The sequence below is a fragment of the Halosaccharopolyspora lacisalsi genome (genome assembly GCF_014137975.1).
GTDB lineage: Bacteria > Actinomycetota > Actinomycetes > Mycobacteriales > Pseudonocardiaceae > Halosaccharopolyspora > Halosaccharopolyspora lacisalsi.
In genome coordinates, this window is record NZ_JACGWZ010000001.1 from 309,423 (window position 1) to 328,656 (window position 19,234).

The 19,234-nt window shown below is 69.6% G+C and carries 21 protein-coding genes; 13 read left to right on the top strand and 8 right to left on the bottom strand.

Annotated features, from left to right (window positions below):
* The first annotated feature begins 321 nt into the window (after positions 1-321).
* On the top strand, positions 322-591 hold the full coding sequence (locus tag FHX42_RS01500) for a hypothetical protein (RefSeq protein ID WP_182542344.1): 270 nt from the start codon (positions 322-324) through the stop codon (positions 589-591).
* 55 nt (positions 592-646) lie between these two features.
* On the opposite strand, the gene FHX42_RS01505 is transcribed toward FHX42_RS01500, so the two are convergent.
* The gene (locus FHX42_RS01505) at positions 647-1,855 is read right to left on the bottom strand and encodes an Rv3212 family protein (RefSeq protein ID WP_182542346.1); all 1,209 of its coding nucleotides are present in this window, start codon (positions 1,853-1,855) and stop codon (positions 647-649) included.
* Positions 1,856-1,894: 39 nt separating this feature from the next.
* Positions 1,895-3,559, bottom strand: a complete 1,665-nt coding sequence (locus tag FHX42_RS01510) for a DEAD/DEAH box helicase (protein ID WP_182542348.1) — start codon at positions 3,557-3,559, stop codon at positions 1,895-1,897.
* 580 nt (positions 3,560-4,139) lie between these two features.
* Here FHX42_RS01510 and FHX42_RS01515 point away from each other — a divergent pair.
* Together FHX42_RS01515 and FHX42_RS01520 are read left to right on the top strand one after the other, a co-directional pair.
* Positions 4,140-4,829: a ferritin-like fold-containing protein gene (locus tag FHX42_RS01515; protein WP_182542350.1), complete on the top strand. Its 690-nt coding sequence runs from the start codon at positions 4,140-4,142 to the stop codon at positions 4,827-4,829.
* A gap of 46 nt (positions 4,830-4,875) precedes the next feature.
* On the top strand, positions 4,876-5,103 hold the full coding sequence (locus tag FHX42_RS01520) for a DUF3107 domain-containing protein (protein WP_182542351.1): 228 nt from the start codon (positions 4,876-4,878) through the stop codon (positions 5,101-5,103).
* 61 nt (positions 5,104-5,164) lie between these two features.
* On the opposite strand, the gene FHX42_RS01525 is transcribed toward FHX42_RS01520, so the two are convergent.
* Together FHX42_RS01525 and FHX42_RS01530 are read right to left on the bottom strand one after the other, a co-directional pair.
* Positions 5,165-5,488 carry a DUF4873 domain-containing protein gene (locus FHX42_RS01525; protein ID WP_182542353.1) on the bottom strand — a complete coding sequence of 108 codons (324 nt, stop codon included), beginning with the start codon at positions 5,486-5,488 and terminating at the stop codon, positions 5,165-5,167.
* 16 nt (positions 5,489-5,504) lie between these two features.
* The gene (locus tag FHX42_RS01530; protein ID WP_182542354.1) at positions 5,505-6,251 is read right to left on the bottom strand and encodes a TetR/AcrR family transcriptional regulator; all 747 of its coding nucleotides are present in this window, start codon (positions 6,249-6,251) and stop codon (positions 5,505-5,507) included.
* Positions 6,252-6,340: 89 nt separating this feature from the next.
* On the opposite strand from FHX42_RS01530, the gene FHX42_RS01535 reads away from it, so the two are divergent.
* The 3 genes from FHX42_RS01535 (at position 6,341) to FHX42_RS01545 (ending at position 8,572) form a co-directional block, all read left to right on the top strand.
* Positions 6,341-7,240, top strand: a complete 900-nt coding sequence (locus tag FHX42_RS01535; protein ID WP_182542355.1) for an AurF N-oxygenase family protein — start codon at positions 6,341-6,343, stop codon at positions 7,238-7,240.
* Positions 7,237-8,145, top strand: a complete 909-nt coding sequence (locus FHX42_RS01540; protein ID WP_182542356.1) for an alpha/beta fold hydrolase — start codon at positions 7,237-7,239, stop codon at positions 8,143-8,145. Before FHX42_RS01535 ends, FHX42_RS01540 begins: the two co-directional genes overlap by 4 nt.
* 64 nt (positions 8,146-8,209) lie before the next feature.
* A complete protein-coding gene (locus tag FHX42_RS01545) occupies positions 8,210-8,572 on the top strand; it encodes a hypothetical protein (protein WP_182542358.1) in 363 nt (120 codons plus the stop codon).
* A gap of 103 nt (positions 8,573-8,675) precedes the next feature.
* On the opposite strand, the gene FHX42_RS01550 is transcribed toward FHX42_RS01545, so the two are convergent.
* The 3 genes from FHX42_RS01550 to FHX42_RS01560 form a co-directional block, all read right to left on the bottom strand.
* Positions 8,676-11,138, bottom strand: coding sequence for an MFS transporter (locus tag FHX42_RS01550; protein ID WP_182542359.1), 2,463 nt, complete (start codon positions 11,136-11,138; stop codon positions 8,676-8,678).
* A gap of 96 nt (positions 11,139-11,234) precedes the next feature.
* A complete protein-coding gene (locus tag FHX42_RS01555) occupies positions 11,235-11,828 on the bottom strand; it encodes an acyl-CoA-like ligand-binding transcription factor (RefSeq protein ID WP_235986969.1) in 594 nt (197 codons plus the stop codon).
* Positions 11,829-12,080: 252 nt separating this feature from the next.
* The gene (locus FHX42_RS01560) at positions 12,081-12,719 is read right to left on the bottom strand and encodes a TetR/AcrR family transcriptional regulator (RefSeq protein WP_182542362.1); all 639 of its coding nucleotides are present in this window, start codon (positions 12,717-12,719) and stop codon (positions 12,081-12,083) included.
* Positions 12,720-12,806: 87 nt separating this feature from the next.
* On the opposite strand from FHX42_RS01560, the gene FHX42_RS01565 reads away from it, so the two are divergent.
* From FHX42_RS01565 to FHX42_RS01595, 7 genes are all read left to right on the top strand, one after another.
* Positions 12,807-13,916, top strand: coding sequence for an alpha/beta fold hydrolase (locus tag FHX42_RS01565; RefSeq protein WP_328795838.1), 1,110 nt, complete (start codon positions 12,807-12,809; stop codon positions 13,914-13,916).
* Between the two features lie 84 nt (positions 13,917-14,000).
* A complete protein-coding gene (locus tag FHX42_RS01570) occupies positions 14,001-14,993 on the top strand; it encodes a DUF3152 domain-containing protein (protein ID WP_328795839.1) in 993 nt (330 codons plus the stop codon).
* 255 nt (positions 14,994-15,248) lie between these two features.
* A complete protein-coding gene (gene moeZ, locus FHX42_RS01575; RefSeq protein ID WP_182542364.1) occupies positions 15,249-16,430 on the top strand; it encodes an adenylyltransferase/sulfurtransferase MoeZ in 1,182 nt (393 codons plus the stop codon).
* Between the two features lie 105 nt (positions 16,431-16,535).
* The gene (locus tag FHX42_RS01580; RefSeq protein WP_182542365.1) at positions 16,536-16,739 is read left to right on the top strand and encodes a toxin-antitoxin system HicB family antitoxin; all 204 of its coding nucleotides are present in this window, start codon (positions 16,536-16,538) and stop codon (positions 16,737-16,739) included.
* Between the two features lie 14 nt (positions 16,740-16,753).
* The gene (locus tag FHX42_RS01585) at positions 16,754-17,152 is read left to right on the top strand and encodes a type II toxin-antitoxin system VapC family toxin (RefSeq protein WP_182542367.1); all 399 of its coding nucleotides are present in this window, start codon (positions 16,754-16,756) and stop codon (positions 17,150-17,152) included.
* Between the two features lie 72 nt (positions 17,153-17,224).
* Positions 17,225-18,022: a TIGR02569 family protein gene (locus FHX42_RS01590; protein ID WP_182542369.1), complete on the top strand. Its 798-nt coding sequence runs from the start codon at positions 17,225-17,227 to the stop codon at positions 18,020-18,022.
* A 27-nt stretch (positions 18,023-18,049) separates the two neighbouring features.
* Positions 18,050-18,877: a uroporphyrinogen-III synthase gene (locus FHX42_RS01595; RefSeq protein ID WP_182542371.1), complete on the top strand. Its 828-nt coding sequence runs from the start codon at positions 18,050-18,052 to the stop codon at positions 18,875-18,877.
* Here the strand turns inward: FHX42_RS01595 and FHX42_RS01600 are convergent.
* A complete protein-coding gene (locus FHX42_RS01600; RefSeq protein WP_182542373.1) occupies positions 18,836-19,171 on the bottom strand; it encodes an MGMT family protein in 336 nt (111 codons plus the stop codon). The genes FHX42_RS01595 and FHX42_RS01600 overlap by 42 nt on opposite strands.
* Positions 19,172-19,234: the final 63 nt, after the last annotated feature.

The window sequence follows — 19,234 nt, forward strand, 5'->3', positions numbered from 1 at the left end:
GCAGTCGCTTACGGCGGCCGGGGCCTCGGGAGCGGACGCGGACTCGGCGCTTCCTCCGCGGACCGGCTACTGTTCAAGGTGCGATTTCCGGACACACCATTGGATGGGCGGCTTCCGGCGACTTCGCGTCATGAGCACCGCCGGGGGCAGACGTTGGTACCGACCGGATCTGGTGAGGACGACCCCATGCACACACCCGCCGGGCAGCGCAGGCAGAATCCGGTCACCGCACCGGATTCGGAGCCGCGTGGGCAGGGAGCCGTGACCGCCCCTCATCGGTCTCAGCGGCATGGGGAGAGGTCTTCCGGAGTGGCTTCCCGAATGGGTGGACTCGTGCGCGGACTCACCGGCTCGTTGGCGGCGGGGCTGTTGGTGCTCGCCGTGGCGCTGGGGGGCGTCCAGTGGTGGGCGAGTACGCACTCCGTCCCCGGGCCGGGCATCGGCGTCGTCATCGGCCACTTCGTCGCCTCGGGAGCGGCGCTGGCGTTGCAGACGGTCGCCGACCGCCGCAGGGACGTGGTGGGAGGCTTCGCGGCTCTCGGCGCCTTCGGCGTGGTCGTCGCCGCGCTCGTCTACTGGTGGTGGCTGTAGGGCCTGTTTCGGTGTCGCACCGACCGTGCGAAACCGGAGCGCGCAACCGCTCCGCTCAGCGCAGGGCCACGAGGGTGTCACCGCGCTGCTCCAGCAGGACGTCGCCGACCGAGTCGAGAACGACCTCCCCCCGGTAGTCGTGCCGGTCCACCGGCAGCACCCGCAGGCGCTCGCCCGTGTTCGGGTCGTGGACGGCCAGTCCGCCGCGCACCGGGACGACGAGCTTGTCGGCGAAGATCGTGCCCGCCCCGAGGGTGTCCGGGATCGTCCACAGCGGGGTCAGCGTCCGCGAGTCCAGCGCCACGGTGTCGGTACCGGTGTGCCAGTAGATCCGGTTCGCCTTCGTCGTGGACTCGACCCGCACGTTGGCCTGCGGCGGTCCCGGCTCGGGAATCCGGAGGCGGTGGGTGGACCGCTCGTTGTCCCGGAAGCCGTGGACGACCAGTTCGGAACGGTCGTGGAGCACGACGGCCACGTGCGTCCTGCTCACCGCCACGACGCTCGCCCGCGAGCTTCCGAGCAGGCTGGTGAACACCTGCTCGGGTTCCTCGCTGCTCTCCGGGTGCGCCTTGAGCACGGTGATCCGGTCGCTCGGTGCTTTCGGGCACTCCTCGACCACGCCCACCCGGCCCCGGCCGACGGCGATGGAGGCGTACTCGCACTCCGGCCGCGCCATGTTGTTGTCCGGGTTCTTGAGATCGACCGGGATTCCGTACTGCTGCGTGCGCACCAGGTCAGAGCGCCAGGTCCCGAACAGCTGACGGCCGGTGGCGGTGACGTAGTCGCCGTCGGAGAGCAGCCGGGTACCGAACGGGGTGCTGCCGTTGCGCTGCGGCCCGAACTCGCCCGTCGCGCCCTTCAACGAGGTCACTCCGCTGCAGTTGTGCCACTTGCGGTACACCGCGATCGCACGTCCCCACTCCGCGCCGACGGTGCACAGGGGGAGGTCGCGCGCGAAGCGCCAGCGCACCTTCCCGGTGACGGGGTTCCGGCCGCGGACCTCACCGTCGCCCGCGGTCACGGCGGCCGGTCCGGCTACCACCGGCTCCGGCGTGGCGGGGCTGGGAGCCCGCCACACTTCCCCGAGTTCGGCGGGGACGCCGGCGGGGGCCGGTGCGGGTCGGATCGCCTGGCCGGCGGGTTGGGAGACGGTGGCCCGGGCGTCGCTGTTCCACCAGATCACACCAGCGCCGACGAGCACGACGAGCACGATCGCGACCACGGCGGTGAGATCACCCCGGGTGCGCCGTTCCGGCCGGACCACTACGCCTCCTGCAACTCCTCGGACGGACCGGTCGGTGCCTTACTCGGTGCCTTCGGCTGTACCGGAGTTGCTCTCACTCGCCGAACGTCCTCCGCGCCGCCTGCGACGACGACGGGCCGGCCGCTCGGTGCCACCACCGGTGGTCGCGGTGTCACCGGTGGCTGAGGTGGACACCTCGGCGGGACGCGCCTCGCCTTCGACGCCGACACCGCCGCGCGTGCGCCGCCTCCTGCGGCGCGCCGGACGGGTGTCTTCGGTGGCCTCGCCGCGCGAGCCGTCACCCTCGGCCTTCTGCGGCTCCGTCGAGCCCCCGCGAGTGCGCCGCCTGCGGGGCTTGGAATGGCCGCTCTCGGCCTCGGCCTCGGAGCGCTTGCGCTGGGACAGCGGCAGTCGCCCGGTGATGTCGGTGGGGATGTCGAGGTCGCTGTAGAGGTGCGGCGAAGTGGAGTAGGTCTCCACCGGCTCCGGCTTGTCCAGGCCCAGCGTGTTGCTGATGAACTTCCAGCGCTGTTCCTCTTCCCAGTCGACGAGGGTGATCGCCACACCTTCGCGGCCGGCCCGGCCGGTCCGCCCGATCCGGTGCACGTAGGTCTTCTCGTCGTCGGGGCACTGCAGGTTGATCACGTGGGTGACGCCCTCGACGTCGATACCGCGGGCCGCGACGTCGGTGGCGACCAGGATATCGATCTTTCCGGAGCGGAACTTCCGCAGCGCGCTCTCCCGCGCGCTCTGGCCGAGGTCGCCGTGGACGGACCCGGCGGCGAACCCGCGTTCGACGAGGTCGTCGGCGAGCCGCTGCGCCGTGCGCTTGGTGCGGCTGAAGATCATGCTCAGACCGCGCTCGCGCGCCTGCAGCGCCCGTGCCAGCAGTTCCGTCTTGTCCATCGCGTGCGCGCGGTAGACGAACTGCTTGGTGCGCTCGTGCACGGCGCTCTCGTCGGCCTCTTCCGCCCGGATGTGGGTGGGCTGACCGAGGAACTTGCGGGCCAGGGTGATGATCGGCCCCGGCATGGTGGCCGAGAAGAGCATGGTCTGACGCTGCTCGGGGACCATTCCCAGCATGCGCTCGATGTCGGGCAGAAAGCCCAGGTCCAGCATCTCGTCGGCCTCGTCGAGCACCAGGCCGCCGATCTTGCCCAGCACGAGGTGGCGCTGGTCGGCGAGGTCGAGCAGCCGCCCCGGTGTGCCGATGACCAGGTCCACGCCCTTGCGCAGGGCCTCGATCTGCGGCTCGTAGGGACGCCCGCCGTAGACGGCGAGAGTGCGGACGTTGAGGTGCTTGGCGGCGTCCTCGAGGTCGCGGGCGACCTGGACGCACAGCTCGCGGGTCGGCACGACCACCAGCGCCTGGGGAGTGCCGTCACCGGGGGTCTCCAGGCGCTGCAACAGCGGCACGCCGAAACCGAGGGTCTTGCCCATGCCGGTGCGTGCCTGCCCGATCAGGTCCTCGCCGCCCAGCGCCAGGGGGAGGGTGAGTTCCTGGATCGCGAAGGTGTGCTCGATACCCGCATCGCCCAGCGCGCGCACGATCTCCTCGCGCACGCCGAGCTCGGCGAAGGTGGGGGTGTCGGAGCCGGCTCGCTTCTCGGCGTGCAGCGGGCGAGCGCGTTGGTCGTCGGAGTTCTCGCTTTCGGCGGGAAGGTTGTCGATGGTTCGGTTCTCGGTGGACGTCAGGGTGATCGCCTCTTTCGTTCGTGCACGCACGATTCCCGCGTCCGTGTCCCCGGGCCGGTAGCCCGGGTCTCGGCGAGCTCCGGCGACCACGACTCTCGATCGCGGTCGCGCACGGCGCTCGGCCACCGGCGTGTTGGTGCGCGCTCTTGTTTCACTAGGCGGAAGGGATCCGCTGTCAGGTCTGTCGTTGTCGTGGTGCCGCAGCGCGATGCTGCCTCCGTGGCGCGGCACACACGTCGGCCCTCGCGCGCAACGTGGTTCACGTTCGCGCCGCCAGGGGTACTGAGGAGATCGGGCTGCCGGGGCGTTGCGCCCTGACCGGCATCGACCGCGGCGTCAGGGTATCGACATGGCCGAGTGACGGCCCGCGCCGAACGTGCCCGCTCGGAAACGCTCCGTGAGGAACTCGCTGATGAGCCCTTGCTCAAGTTCGCGCTGTAGCTATCAGCGCAGCTCCCAGTATAGCTCTCAGCGTAACTCTCAGTGTAGTTCTCAGCGTAATCACTGTCCGACGCCAATACTCCTCCTGTTCAAAGGGTACCCGTTTGTTCGTCCCGTGTCGCTGACGGATGCGACGGCGAAGGCGTTCGGGCCGGTTAAGCTCGTGGTCATGAGTGAGGCTGAGCAAACCGGGCAGCGGTCCCCGAGCAACGGCGAGCAAGACTACGAGCAAGGTGTCGTCGATCTGCTCGCGGCGCTGGCCTACGGTGAGCTCTCGGCTTTCGACCGGCTGGCCGAGGACGCCCGCGCCGCGCCGACGCTGTCCGGCCGTGCCGCGCTGGCCAGCATGGCGGCCGCCGAGATCGGGCACTATCGGCTGCTGGAGGAGCAGCTCGCGGGGCGGGGAATCGCCGTGGAGGAGGCGATGCGGCCGTTCGTGGCTCCCTTCGACGCCTTCAACGCCTCCACGGCACCGCACTCCTGGCTGGAGTCCCTGGTCAAGGCCTACGTCGGTGACGGGTTGGCCGCCGACTTCTACCGGGAGGTCGCCCAGTGGCTGGATCCCGACACCGAGCAGCTCGTGCTGACGGTGCTCGCCGACACCGGCCACTCGGCCTTCGCCGAGCGGGAGGTGCGGGCCGCCTGCGCGGAGGACCCCTCGTTGGGGGACAAGTTGACGCTGTGGGGGCGCAGGTTGCTGGGGGAGGCGGTGACCCAGGCCCAGCACGTGGTGGCCGAGCGCGACGCGCTCGCCGAGCTCATCATCCGCGGCTCCGGGGATCTCGCCGGAGTCGCCGCGCTGTTCCGGCGGCTGCAGAACAGTCACACCAAGCGCATGTCCCGGCTCGGACTGGGATAGCCTGGGGATATCCACAACCCACGAGATTTCGCCACGGAGGTTCAGCGTGGAGGTCAAGATCGGCATCGCGGACAACTCGCGTGAGTTGACGATCGCCAGCGGTCAATCGCAGGACGAGGTCGAGTCGCTGGTTACCGACGCGCTGGGCAAGTCCGAGGGGCAGTTGGCCCTCACCGATGAGAAGGGGCGTCGCTACGTCGTGCCGTCCGCCAAGATCGCCTACGTGGAGATCGGTGCTTCCTCCGCTCCCCGCGTCGGTTTCGGCGTCAGCTGACGTTGAGAATTTCTCCATCCGGGGTGGGCGGTTTCGACGAAAACCGCCCACCCCGGCTTGGTCAGGCGGTCTCCTCCAGCTCCGATTCCACCGTGAAGGGGGGACGCCCGACCCCGGCGATCCGGTAGCGGTTCCACGGGTCGGGGTCGGACAGGGTGCCGACCGCCTCGCCCTCCGTCGTGCGAACCACGACGTTCCTCTTCTTCCCACCGGCCAGCTCGGTGACGTCGTCGCCGGCGGGTAACCGCCCGTACCAGTGGAAGCGGCCGTCGATGGGTTGGAAGTGCCCGCGTAGCACCACCTCGTCGATCGCGACCTCGCCGCCCTCGGTGAACACCACCGCGTTTCCCCGGTAGTCGTCCTCGTCGTGGTCGTGTTCGGACACGGTTTCCCCTTCCTCGTCAGCCCACATCGGGTGGCTCTTCGTCTGTCGCGGCCCGCAGCCGCAGGGTCTGTTCGAGGGGAGCGTCCGGATCCGTGACGATGCCTCCGGAGCGCAGCACTCCGTCGATGGCGAACCAGATGATGCGCGCGAGGTAGTCGGTCAGGTCCTCCCGGCTCATCGACTGCCGGTCCAACCACCAGTCACCGCTGGCCTGCACCATCCCGACCAGTCCGTGGCTCCACGGCTCCACCCCACCGGAGTCCAGCTCCAGCGCCCGCAGGTACTCGCCCAGCAGGCGGGACAGCGAGTTGGCGATGACGGTCTTCTCGGCGGTGACCGGATCGCTGCGCACGGGTCGGTCCGCGAAGGTCCGGCGCACCACGAAGCGGTAGAGCTCGGGATGCTCCTCGATCACTCCCAGGTAGGTGCTGATGATGCACCGGATGCGCTCCAGCAGCGTCCCGCCCTCGTTGATGGTCGGGCCGATACGGCGCATGAGCAGGTCGGTGCCCCACTCGCCGACGGCCACGTAGAGGTCGCTCTTGTCGCTGAAGTGCCGGTAGAGCACGGGCTTGCTGACCCCGGCCTCGGCGGCGATCTCGTCCATGCCCACCTCGGCGCCGTACTTGCCGATGGCGCGTACCGCGGCGTCGACGAACTCGGCGCGGCGCGCTCGGCGGTGTTCGCGCCATCTCTCCTTGCGGGCATCGCCACGGGGTGGCGGTGACTGAGCGGTCTTGACAGGCCGGGGGCTGTGACTCACGCTACCCAAGATAACTGTTACTCGAAGTAACACGCAATTGTTCGTCGCACTTGTTCACTGCGGTCGTCCGCAGGGAGAGTGAGCACGCCATGAGTAAGGCCCTCCAGGTCAACGAGCGGGAGAAGACCGCGGCCCGGTTGCTCAAATCCTCGGCCAAGAGCAGCTACGACCCCGAGGTGGACATCGACTGGGACGCTCCGCTGGCCGAGTCCCAGCCCTACATCCCCTTCAAGCGCAGCACGCTGTACGGCACCTCGCTGTGGGAGCAGCTCACCCACGAGCAGCGCATCGAACTGACCAAGCACGAGTTCGCCAGCCTCGCCTCGAACGGCCTGTGGTTCGAGATGCTGCTCATGCAGATCCTGATCAAGGATGTCTACAGCCAGGACCCCCGCACCGATCAGGTGCACTACGCGCTGACCGAGATCGCCGACGAGTGCCGCCACATGACCATGTTCGGCAAGGCCTGCGAGCGGATCGGCGCTCCCGCGTACGGGCCGATCCCGGTCCTGCACCACGGCGGCAAGATCCTGCCTACGCTGGTCAAGGGACCCTCCGCGTACGCGTCGGTGCTCGTGGCCGAGGAGGTGCTGGACCGGTTGCAGCGCGACCAGATGTACGACGAGGAGGTCCAGCCGCTGGTGCGCATGGTCAACCGCATCCACGTGATGGAGGAGGCCCGTCACGTCACCTTCGCCCGCGAGGAGGTGGTGCGCCGGATGCGGGAGTGCAACGCCGCCGAGCGCGCTTATCACCAGCAGATGACGGCCGTGGTGGCGTTCTGCATCGTCGCCGCGCTGGTCAACCCCCGGCTCTACAAGTCGGTCGGGCTCCGTCCGAGGGACGCCTACCGGGTGGCGATGAACAACCCGAACTGGCAGGACACCGTCCACTGGATGGGCGAGAAGATCATGCCGTTCCTCCAGGAGGCCGGGATGATCGGCAAGTCCGGGATGATCTGGTGGAAGAAGGCGGGGTTGATCCGGTGACCGTCGAACAACTCACTCCGAACACGTTCACCACCGGCGACGGAACCCGACTCCGGGTGCACGTCGACGACGTGGCGGACGCGCCGGTCACCGTCGTGTTCGTGCACGGGTGGACGCTGAGCAGGCACACGTGGGACCGCGTGTCGCCCGGACTGTCCTCCGAGGTCGGAACACCGGTGCGCACGGTGCGCTTCGACCTGCGCGGGCACGGCGACTCCGATCCGTCGCCCGCGGGCACGGCCACGATCGAGCGCTGCGCCGATGACCTCGCCGAGGTCATCGGCCACTACGTCCCCGACGGCCCGATCGTGCTGGCCGGGCACTCGATGGGCGGCATGACGATCATGGCCCTGGCCGAGCGGTACCCGCGGCTGTTCGCCGACCGCGTGACCGGGACGGCGCTGGTGGCGACTTCGGCCGGGGAGCTGGCCGAGCCCGGCCTGGGGCTGCCGAAACCGGTGGCCGCCGTGTTCAACGCGGGGGAGCGCCTGCTGCGCTCCTGGCTGGCCGCCTCGCGCAGGCTTGTCGTGGGCAAGCGCTCGGCGTGGATGCGTCCCGGGCTGCGCTGGTTGCTGTTCGGTTCGCGGCCCGCCTCCGCCGACCTCGCGGTCACGGCCGAGTGGGTGGCCGGGTGCCATCCGGCGAGTTTCGCGGGCTTCCGCGAGTCGCTGGCCGAGCACGATCGGACCGGGGCGTTGGAGCGTTTGCGGTCGGTGCCCGCGGTGGTGCTGGTGGGGCTGGACGATCGGTTGTGCCCCTACGCGCACGCCCGGCGCATGGCCGACGCGGTTCCGGAGGCCGAGCTGATGGTCTACGCCGGGGCGGGGCACATGTTGCCGCTGGAGCGCGCCGACGAGGTCACAGCGCGTATCGCCGGTGTCGTCCGCGCCGCCGTGCGCGGATGAGACGCCGTCCGGTTCGTCTTCGGTACCGTGGGGAGGGCGAACCGGCCGGACGAAAGGATCACCCGTGGGACAGCACGCAAGCGGTGTCCACCACCATCACGGCTATGTCGAGGATGCGCCGCTGAACACGGCCATGCCCGCCCACGAGCGCCCGACCCGGCTCGACGCCGCCGAGGTGTTGCAGACTCCGGACGAGGTGGCCCAGTGGCTGGCCAGCACGTTGCGCGCGGCCATGGGCAAGTCCGAGGAGGAGGTCGGTTTCACCGACGAGTGGGCCCAGTGGGTCAAGTTCGCCCAGGCGGGCGAAACCATCACCACCGGCCTGCGCGACGGCCCGACCATCAGCGCCGTGGCCGTTTCCGAGGACGAGTGCCGCTGCGACACGACGCCGCTGGTACCGGTAGGCGGGAAGAAACGCAGCCGCTGACCTGAGAGCTCACTGGCTGGCTTGCTTAGGGGGCGGGTGGCGGAACTTCGGGCTCCGCCGCCCGCCCTGTCGTCGTCCCTCGACGGTCACGGGCTCCCGGTGGTCACGGGGCCGCCGAGGTCGCGGTGGTGATGCTTCCCTCGGTGTCGTACTCCAACTCGATGTGGTGATCGGCGTGCTCGCCCGCGGCCAGGCGGAAACCGGCCGATTCCGGTTCGGGGCCGCGTGCCACCAGGGTGTAGCCGCCTCCGGTGAGGCCGTCGAAGGCGTAGCTGCCGTCGGAATCGGGTGTGGTCACGGCGATGCTGGTGCCGGTCTCGTCGAGCAGGATCAGTCGCAACTCGGTCAGCGGCGTGCCGTCCGCACGGGCTCGCACGGTGCCCCGGACCCGGCCTGCCGCGGACAGCGCGATGTCGCGACGCGTGTGCTGCTCGGCGTGCGTGATGGCGGCGGCAGCGGGCTGGTGACCGGGAGCCGAGGCGGTGAGCGTGTAGGAACCCGCGTCGACCCCGTGAATGGTGTAGTCACCCTCCGGCCCGGTGGTGGCCACGTCGAGGACCTCGCCCCGGGCATCGGTGAGCGTCACCGTGGCTGCCGGGACGCCGCGATTTCCGGCCCCGGTGACGGTGCCGGTGACCGCACCGGCTCCGCTGCCGTCCACGGTCACGTCGTGCTGGATGGTCCGATCGTCGACGGTGACCGCCTCGACGCTGGGCTCGCGCTTGTCGGAGGAGACCACGAGCAGGTAGTTGCCGGGACCCGGCAGGCTCAGTTCGTAGCCGCCGGTGTCATCGGTGTACGTGCGCGCAGCCTGCCCACCGGCCGAGTCGATCACGGTTACCGTGGCACCGCCGAAGGCGCGGCCCGCGGTGTCGCGGAGCTGCCCGCGCACTCCCGGCAGGGAGCGATCCTGCACGGCGGTGGTCGGCCGGGTGGTTTCCGGATCGGGAGCCGCGGGGGCGGGTTCGACCGCCTCCGCCGACTCGGCGGACGCGCCGGTCTCGGCGTTGCGCGTGGTCCCCAGCGGCTTCTCCCGTTGCATCAGCGCCAGCACGAACGCCACCGCCAGCAGCGGAACGAAGTAGCGGAACACCGGTGGCAGTGCCCCCGCGAACGCCTCGATGAAGCCGTCGCGCAGCGGTGGCGGCATGCTCTCCAGCGCTTCGGGGGTGATGCTGCTGGCGTGTGACGAGGCCTGCTCGGCCAACTCCGGCGGCAGCGCCTGGTCCAGCTGGTTCGACAGCCTGCTGTTGAACAGCGTTCCCACCAGCGCGGTGCCCACGGACGCGCCGAGTTGACGGAAGAAGTTGACTCCGGAGGTCGCCGTCCCCAGGTCGGAGCGGGGCACCGAGTTCTGCACGGCCGTGGTCAGCACCGGCATGATGGAACCGATACCGGCGCCGAGGAAGACCATGTAGACGCCCGCTTCCACGCGGGTGGTGTCGACGCCCATCGTGGACAGCAGGTACATCCCGACGCCGGCCAGCACCGTGCCGTAGATCGGGAAGATCTTGTAGCGCCCGAACTGGGTGATCAGCTGCCCGGTCAGGAACGACGCGCCCATCATGCCCAGGACCATGGGCAGCATCAGCAGTCCCGAGTTGGTCGCTCCGGCGCCACCGACGATCTGCAGGTAGGTCGGGATGTAGGTCACGGCGCCGAACATGGCCAGCCCGACGGCCAGCCCCAGCGCCACGCAGACGACGAAGACGCGGTCGGTGAACAGCCGCAGCGGAAGCACCGGTTCGGGGGCGTGGCGCTCGGCGAAGAACCAGCCCGCGGTCAGCACGACGAACCCGGCGAGCAGCCCGAGGATCGTCGGGCCGTCCCAGGCGTACTCGGTGCCGCCCCAGCTGGTGATCAGCACGAGGCAGGTGACCGCTCCGCCCATCAGCACGGCCCCGGGATAGTCGATTCGCGGGGTGCGATCGTTGCGGGGGAGCTTGAGCACCAGGCTGACCACGGTGACCGCGATCGCGCCCAGCGGGATGTTGATGTAGAAGATCCAGCGCCAGCTCAGCTGTTCGGTGAAGAACCCGCCCAGCAGCGGTCCGATCACGGTGCCGATGCCGATCAGCGGAGCCAGCAGGCTCATGTAGCGCCCGCGCTCCCGGGGGCTGGTGATCTCACCGATGATCGCCTGCGCGCCGACCATCAGTCCGCCCGCACCGACGCCCTGTAGGGCGCGGAAGGCGATGAAGGTCTCCATCGACTGCGCGATCCCCGCCAGCACCGATCCGAGCAGGAACACGCCGATGGAGAACAGGAACACGGGTTTGCGGCCGAGCAGGTCGCCCAGCTTGCCGTACAGCGGCATGGTGACGACCTGACCGAGCAGATAGGCGGTCACCGTCCAGGAGATCTGGTCGAAGCCGTGCAGGTCCCCGGCGATGGTGGGCAGCGCGGTGGACACGATCGTCTGGTCCAGTGCCGCGAGCAGGATGCTCAGGATCAGGCCGACGAAGATCAGCCAGATGCGTCCCCGGCTCAGCTGCACCTCCTCCTGGGGAGGTGGAGCGGGCTCGCCACCGGATTTCTGGGCGCGCGAGGGCGCGGCGTGTGTCAACGAAACTCCTCATCGCCGGCAGGGCGGTGTCGGTCGTGGAACGTGGGTGTGGTGACGCCCTCGGTCGGTGCGGGCCGGTTGCCGGGGCGGTGTGCGCTAGAGACCGCCTTCGAGTCGGTCGAACGCCTCGTCGATCAGCGCGGCGAGCTCGGAGTCGCTGCTGCCGTGCCAGTGCTGGAAAACCACGCGAGCCACCATGGTGAACGTCGCCGCCACCAGCTTGGGACGCAGCTCGTGTTCGGAGTCGGCACCGAGGTGCTCGGCCACGGCTTCGGCGATGGCTCGCTCGCCGGCGGCGAAGTTGGCCATGTGCTGTGGCAGCAGCGCCGGATTGTCGGAGAGCAGCTGCTTGCGCAGCAGCATGTCCTCCCGCATGTCGACCACGTCGGCCGCCGCCTCGTGCAGGGCGCGGCGCAGGATCGGCAGCAGCGGCTGATCGGGTGCGGCTTCCAGCGCCGCGCGCACCCGGCGCTGAAGGCCCGTCCCGTCGCCGACCAGCGCTTCTTCCTTGCTGCCGAAGTAGTTGAAGAACGTCCGTGTCGAGACCCCGGCGTCCTCGCTGATCGCCTCGACCGTGACCTGCTCCACGCCGTGTGCCGTCGCCAGCCGCAGCGCCGCGCGCTGGAGCGCGTGCCGGGTGGCCTGCTTCTTGCGCTCCCGCAGCCCGGTACCGGATTCCTCTCCCGTCATCGCCACACGACTATGATTGCACGGCGCGCAAAATTTCTCAAAGTGCAAAAACATGTTGGGTTCGCCACAGGCCGGCCGGCCGGCGGGCGGGTCGGTCGTGGCGTCACCGTGGCGTCCGGGGGCCCGGGTGCAGTACCGCGAAAACGCGGTTTCGCGGGGAACCAGCCCGCTCGGCCACGTCGGGTACGCGATTACTCTCCGGACCGAGGGGGCGCTATCCGGTACCTGCGCGGTGACCGGGCTTTTCGCCGATCAACCGTGTTGGAGGGGGAAACCGGCCAGGCCCTTCCAGGCCAGGGTGGACATGAGGTTGACGGCCTCTTCCCGAGGAATCGAGTGCTGGCTGTTGTCCAGCCAGTCACGGGCGGTGACCTGACTCAGACCGACCAGTCCGACCGCGAGCAGTCGGGCACGGTCGTGGTCGAGTCCCGCGTCGGCGGTGACAGCCTCGGCGACCGCGTCCACGCAGGCCGACAGCGCGCCTTCGACCGCCTGCTCCACGGCGGGCTCCCCGCGCAGGTCGGACTCGAACACGAGCCGGAACGCCTGGTCCTCGCCGTCGACGAACTCGTAGAGGGCACCGACGGCAGCGCGCACGCGCTGCTTGTTGTCCGGGGTGGATTCGATGGCGTGCCGAACCCGGTGCACCAGTTCGGCGCCGTGCTTTTCCAGCAGTGCCAGGTACAGCTCCAGCTTCCCGGGAAAGTGCTGGTAGAGCACGGGCTTGCTGACTCCGGCCCGCTCGGCGATGTCGTCCATGGCGGCCGCGTGGTAGCCGTTGGTGACGAACACGTGCTGAGCCGCCACAAGCAGCTGGGCCCGGCGCGCGTCCCGAGGAAGCCGACCCCCTCGCGTCGGCTGCTCGGTACCGTGCTGCGCGGTCTCGGTCATGTGGCCTCCACCCGGATCATGCTGTGCCCCCCGGGCGGTGATTGTCCGACCGGGACCCCCGACTTTACCCCTCGGTAGTGGGGTCTCGTGGTGCTGTTCGCCGGAGTGCGCGACAACCGGCGAGAAGGCGTCGGATTGGGCATCCTGGAAGCCGTGACGGTGAACTCTTCCCAGACTCCCCCCGGAGCCCAGTTACCACGCCCCCGGCTGCGTCCGCTGCGCCGGCGTGGGGTGCTTCCCGCGGCGCCGTTGTCCGAGTCCGAGTTGCCCGCGGTCGACACCACGGTTCGCCCCGCGGAGGGGAGACTGCTCGACATCGACACCTCGCTGGGACGCGAACAGCTGTTCGTCCGCGAGAAGCCCGGGCCGGATCCGCTCGCGGACACGGCGGTGTTCCTGCACGGCCTGGCCGGTTCGTCCTCGAACTGGACCGACCTGGGCCATCTGCTCGGATCCCGAATGCGCACCGTCGCCGTCGATCTTCCCGGGTTCGGCTTCACCGAGCCCCCGGAGGGGTTCGACTACACCCACCACGCGCACGCCGAGATCGTGATCGGGCTGCTGGAACACCTCGACGCGGGTGAGCTGCACCTGGTCGGCAACTCCTTCGGCGGAGCCGTCGCCGTCGAGGTCGCCGCCCGGCGTCCGGACCTGGTCGCGACCCTGACCCTGATCTCCCCGGCCGTGCCCGACCTGCGTCCCAGCCTGCGGCGCATCTCCGACGGTCGGCTCGCGGTGGCCTACCTGCCGCTGATCGGTGCCAGGGCACGGCGCCAGCTGGCCGCCACCAGCGCGCGTGAGCGCGTGCAGCGACTGATTCGACTGTGCTTCGCCGATCCCGACTCGGTACCGGCCAACCGGGTGGAGGAGACCGTCGAGGAGTTCGTCGCCAGGGACCGGTTGCCCTGGGCGGTGTCCGCGTTGGCGAGCACCACGCACTGCCTGATTCGTTCGTGGCTGCTCGATCCGTCGCTGTGGTCGACGCTGCGCCGGGTCGAGGCTCCGACGCTGGTGGTGTGGGGCGAGCGGGATCGTGTGATGAGCGTGCGCAAGGCGCGGCGCACGGCTCGCGAGCTCCCACGGGGCAGACTGCTCGTGCTTTCGCGAACCGGTCACGTGGCGCAGATGGAGCGCCCGTCGATCCTGGCCAGGGCGGTGCTGGGCATGTGCGCGGCGGTGCGCGCGGAGGCCTGGTGAGAACACCGCTCCCGTCGGTTCGCTCGATCACGCAGGGTGCCGGGCGAAGCTGCTCGCCGTGCCGTGCTGTGACACCCTGGTCGGGTGCGTGGGCCGATCGAAGAACCGAGTGATTCCCCCGACGAACGCTCCACCGGTGGACGGGGCGAACCACTGGCGGCCTCGTGGAATCCCACCCCGGAGGAGGAACCGGAGCCCGGTTCGCGGCGGCGTCGACTGATCTCCAGATACAGCTGGGGGCTCTACGTCGTTCCGCTGCTGGTGGTGATTTCCGCGCTGGCGGTGACGCAGATCGTTCAACCCCCGCGCGGAAGCTCGGGGGAGGGCTCGGCCGGTGCGGCCCCGACCTCGGCCGACGTGCTCGATCCTCCGGAACTCACCGAGGCTCCTCGCGGTCAGACCTACGAGCCGAAGCTGTTCTCCGCCGAGCTCCCGCCGGGCGGGCCGGTTCCGAAGACCGGTGCCGGCACGTTCGAGGTGATGCCCGGTACCTCGCCGCGCATCGGCTCCGGCAAGCTCTACCGGTACACGATCGAGATCGAGACCGGTGTCGAGCTCATCGAGGGCAACGACTCCTTCGCGCGCCTGGCGGAGCAGACGCTGTCCGATCCGCGCAGTTGGACCAACCCGCGTGCCGGGGGCATTTCGCTGCAGCGGGTGGACGCCAAGGGACCACGCCCCGATTTCCGGGTCACGCTGGTCAGCCGGAACACCGCGCGCGAGGTCTGCGGATACGGCAACGGGCTGCCCTACGACGCCTCCTGCCGGATCGGGGAGCGGGTCTACATCAGCACCGCTCGGTGGGTGCGCGGCGCGGTCGCCTTCGACGGCGACATCGGCACCTACCGGCGCTACGTGGTCAACCACGAGGTCGGGCACGTCCTCGACAACGATCACGTGGCCTGCACGGAGCAGGGCGAGCTCGCGCCGGTGATGATGCAGCAGACCTTCAGCGTGTCCAACAACGAGCTGCACAAGCTCAACGAGCGCGTCTCGCAGGGCACCGAGATCCCGGCCAACGGGTTCGTGTGCAAGCCGAACGCGTGGCCCTTCCCGCTGGGCAACCACGCCGCCTGAGCGGTTCCGGCGAGGTCACCGCTCCGGCAGCGGTCCTGCGTGACCTGTTGCACCCCACGAACGTCCGGGGCGGGGCCTGAATCCGGCTGTCCTCCCGGATGATGGGAGTACCTTGGGCGAGGGAAGACCATGGGCCAGTCTTGCGTTGCACTCTCCGTGAGGCGTCCGCGGAGCGGGCGCCGCCACGGACCGTCCGGAGGCATCCCACGGGTGCCGCTTCCGGAGAGGTAAGGACCACTGAGGAGGAGCTCGGAGATGTCCGGCGATGAAACCCGGGTGACACTCCCGCCGCTCGTCGAACCCGCGGCGGAGCTGACCAAGGACGAGGTCGCGCGCTACAGCCGCCACCTGATCATCCCGGATGTCGGGATGGAAGGGCAGAAACGCCTGAAAAACGCCAAGGTGCTGGTGATCGGTGCCGGTGGGCTGGGCAGCCCCGCGCTGCTCTACCTGGCCGCGGCCGGAGTCGGCACGCTCGGCATCGTCGAGTTCGACGCGGTGGACGAGTCGAACCTGCACCGTCAGATCATTCACGGCCAGTCCGACCTGAACCGCTCCAAGGGCGAGTCGGCCAAGGACTCCATCGCCGAGGTGAACCCGCTCGTCCAGGTCAACCTGCACGAGACGCACCTGACCTCGGAAAACGCCCTGGACATCTTCCGGGACTACGACCTGATCCTGGACGGCACCGACAACTTCGCCACCCGGTACCTGGTCAACGACGCGGCGGTGCTGCTGGGCAAGCCCTACGTCTGGGGATCGATCTTCCGCTTCGAGGGCCAGGCCAGCGTGTTCTGGGACGCCCACGGGCCGAACTACCGCGACCTCTACCCCGAGCCGCCGCCGCCGGGAATGGTGCCCTCCTGCGCCGAGGGCGGCGTGCTCGGCGTGCTGTGCGCCTCGATCGGCTCGATCATGGTCAACGAGGCGATCAAGCTCATCGTCGGTATCGGTGAGACGTTGCTCGGCCGGCTGATGATCTACGACGCGCTGGAGATGAGCTACCGCACGGTCAAGATCCGCAAGGATCCCAGCGCCGACGAGGTCACCGAGCTCATCGACTACGAGACCTTCTGCGGCGTGGTATCCGACGACGCGCAGCAGGCCGCGGCGGGCAGCACCATCACCCCGCGCGAGCTCAAGGACAAGTTCGACTCCGGAGAGAAGTTCGAGCTCGTCGACGTGCGCGAACCGCACGAGTACGAGATCGTCAAGATCGACGGATCGACGCTGATCCCCAAGGACCGCATCCTGTCGGGGGAGGCGCTGGCCGAGCTGCCGCAGGATCGTCAGATCGTGCTGCACTGCAAGACCGGTGGTCGTTCGGCGGAGGCGCTGTCGGCCCTGCACAACGCGGGCTTCTCCAACGCCGTGCACGTCGGCGGTGGGGTTACCGGCTGGGCCAATGAAATCGATCAAAGCCTGCCGACTTACTGAGGAGTCGAGGCCGGGTTCCGCGCGTGGTCCGTGCGGAACCCGGCCCGGGCACGTAGGTGACTGGCGTGAGCAGAAATGTGGTGCCATCACGGCACCACGGCTCGCATGAATCTGCGCGAAGTTCCCGACGAGGTCCACGCGGCTCTTGCCAGAGCCGCCGAGGACAACCACCAGTCCCCGAACGCCTTCGTGGTGGAGCGTCTGACCGAAGTGGTCGGCGTGCTGCACAGGGCGGAGTACGTGGTTTCTTACACGCCACCACGGGGAACCGGTGTGTCGATGGATGACGCCGTGGCGGCCGCACGATAAGTACGTGAGGCCCCATGAGCCCGGCTGTGGTCGACGCGTCGGTATTGACCGCTTTCTACGTCGCTGGTGCCCCGCGTCCTCCCCAGGCCGTGCGGCGTTTGTCAGCTGGTCACGCGCTGTTCGCCCCGGCCCGTTTTGATGCCGAAATCGTTTCGGCACTACGTGGTGTGGCCGAGGGGAACGCCGTTCTCGCCGAGGCCGTACCCGGTGCCCTTCGCCATCTCGCAGGGTCGTCGGTTCGCCGCGTGCCGGTCGCGCCCCTGATGGAGCGGATGTGGGGCCTGCGCCACAACATCACCGCTTGCGACGCCGCCTATGTGGCGCTCGCCGAACAATGGGACGCCGACCTGATCACGTGCGACGCGAAGCTGGCAGGTTCCGGTGGACGGTGTCGTTTCGATGTCGTCGAATAGTCGGTCGGAAACCCGGCGACTTACCGGAGCGCCTGCCACGGAATCCCGGACGCTGCGGGTAGCGTCACATTCGTGAGTGCAACGCCGGAGCCACCCCCGTCGCACGTGCGCGCGGCATTCGGCGCGCGGGACGAGGAACCCGAACTGCTGGAGGGCGGAGTCGCATGGCGCTGCGACGAAATCGTGCTCAAGCCGGTCGCCAACACCGCGGAGGCCGCGTGGGTCGCCCAGACGCTGGGCACCCTCGAACCCGATGAGGTCCGGCTGGCCAGGCCGCTGCGCTCCACCGACGGCCGGTGGGTGGTTTCGGGGTGGTCGGCCAGCCGCAACCTCATCGGCCGGCCCGAGCCCCGCCACGACGAGGTCGTGGCCATGTCGCTGCGGTTGCACGCCTCCTGCGGTTTCCTGGCGCGTCCGCGTTTCCTGGACGCCCGCCAGGACATCTACGCGCTGGCCGACCGAATGGCCTGGGCGGAGGTGGATTTTCCGCTGCAGGCCGACAAGGGCGGTCGGCTCTACGACGTGCTGGCGGCCTCGCGACGCAAGATGCAGCTACGTCCCCAGGTCGTGCACGGGGACCTGTTCGGCAACGTGCTGTTCGCGGGCAACGTCGCACCGGGGCTGATCGACTTCACCCCGTACTGGCGTCCCGCCGAGTGGGCGGCCGCCGTCGCGGTCATCGACGCCCTGGCCTGGGGCGGCTCGGACCCGGCCATCGTGGAGCGCTGGTCGCACCTGGCCGAGTGGCCGCAGGCCCTGCTGCGTGCCCTGCTGTTCCGCCTCGCGGTCCACGCCCTGCACCCGCGCTCCACCACGGCCTCCCTGGGTGGTCTCGAACACGCCTCCCAAACGGTCCTGGAAGTACTCTGAGCGACGCGTTCGTGTGACGATGAGGACGTGAACGACGACAGGACCGCCCGACCGCTGGAGGGTTGCACCGTCGGTGTGACCGCCGAGCGCAAGGCCGAGGAGTTCGGCGCCCTGCTGACCAAGAAGGGGGCGCACGTGGTGCACGGGGCGGCGATGCACACCGTCCCGCTGCCGGAGGACGGCGAACTCGCCGAGGCGACTCGGCGGGTGCTGGCCTCGCCGGTGGCCTTCGTGGTCGCCACCACCGGAGTCGGTTTCCGGGGCTGGCTGGAAGCCGCCGAACACGACGGACTCGGCTCCGGGCTGGTCGAACACCTGCGCTCGGCGACGTTGCTGGCTCGGGGGGCCAAGGCGCTCGGCGCCATCCGAGGTGCCGGGCTGCCCGATGCGTGGAGCGCTCCCTCGGAGGAGTCCTCCGAGGTCTTCGACCACCTGCTGGAGCACGACCTCGCCGGTAAGCGGGTCGTCGTGCAGCTGCACGGCCAACCCATGACGGAGTACCGGGAGAAGTTGCGCGCGGCCGGAGCCGAGGTGATCGCGGTCCCGGTGTACCGGTGGACCGATCCGCTCGATCTCGACGCGCTGGACCACTTGATCGGTGAGATCGTCGCCGGTCGGGTGGACGCGCTGCCGTTCACCAGTGCCCCGGCGGCGGCGAACCTGCTGGACCGGGCACAGCGGCTGGGACGCGGCGAGGAGCTGCACGAGGCGCTGCGCTCACGGGTGCTGCTGGCCTGCGTCGGTCCGGTCACCGCAGCACCGATCGCCCGAGCGGGACTGCCCTACGTCATGCCCGAGCGCGCCAGGACCGGTTCACTCGTGCGCCTGCTCACCGAGCGACTCCCCGGGAGTTGAGGTCGGATGTGCGTCCCAGCGGTGGCGGCGCATGTCGACGCGGCCGTTGTCGGCGAGGACGCCTTCGGTCCGCAGCAGCTCGAGTTGGCGCTGCCGGAGGTGTCCGGCCGTGGTGCCGTCGGAGCGCAGTACCCGGTACCAGGGCAGGTCGGCGCCGTCCTCGGCCAGCATTCGACCGACCAGCCGTGGCGAGCGCAGCCCGGCGAGCTCGGCCACGTCACCGTAGCCCAGTACCCGTCCCGGCGGGATCGACGCGACGACCGATCGGACCCGCTCCAGCGTCTCCTCGTCCACGGCTCCAGTCTCGCAGAGCGCCGAACGGGGTTGATTGCCACTCCTTCGGGTGAATCGAGTCGC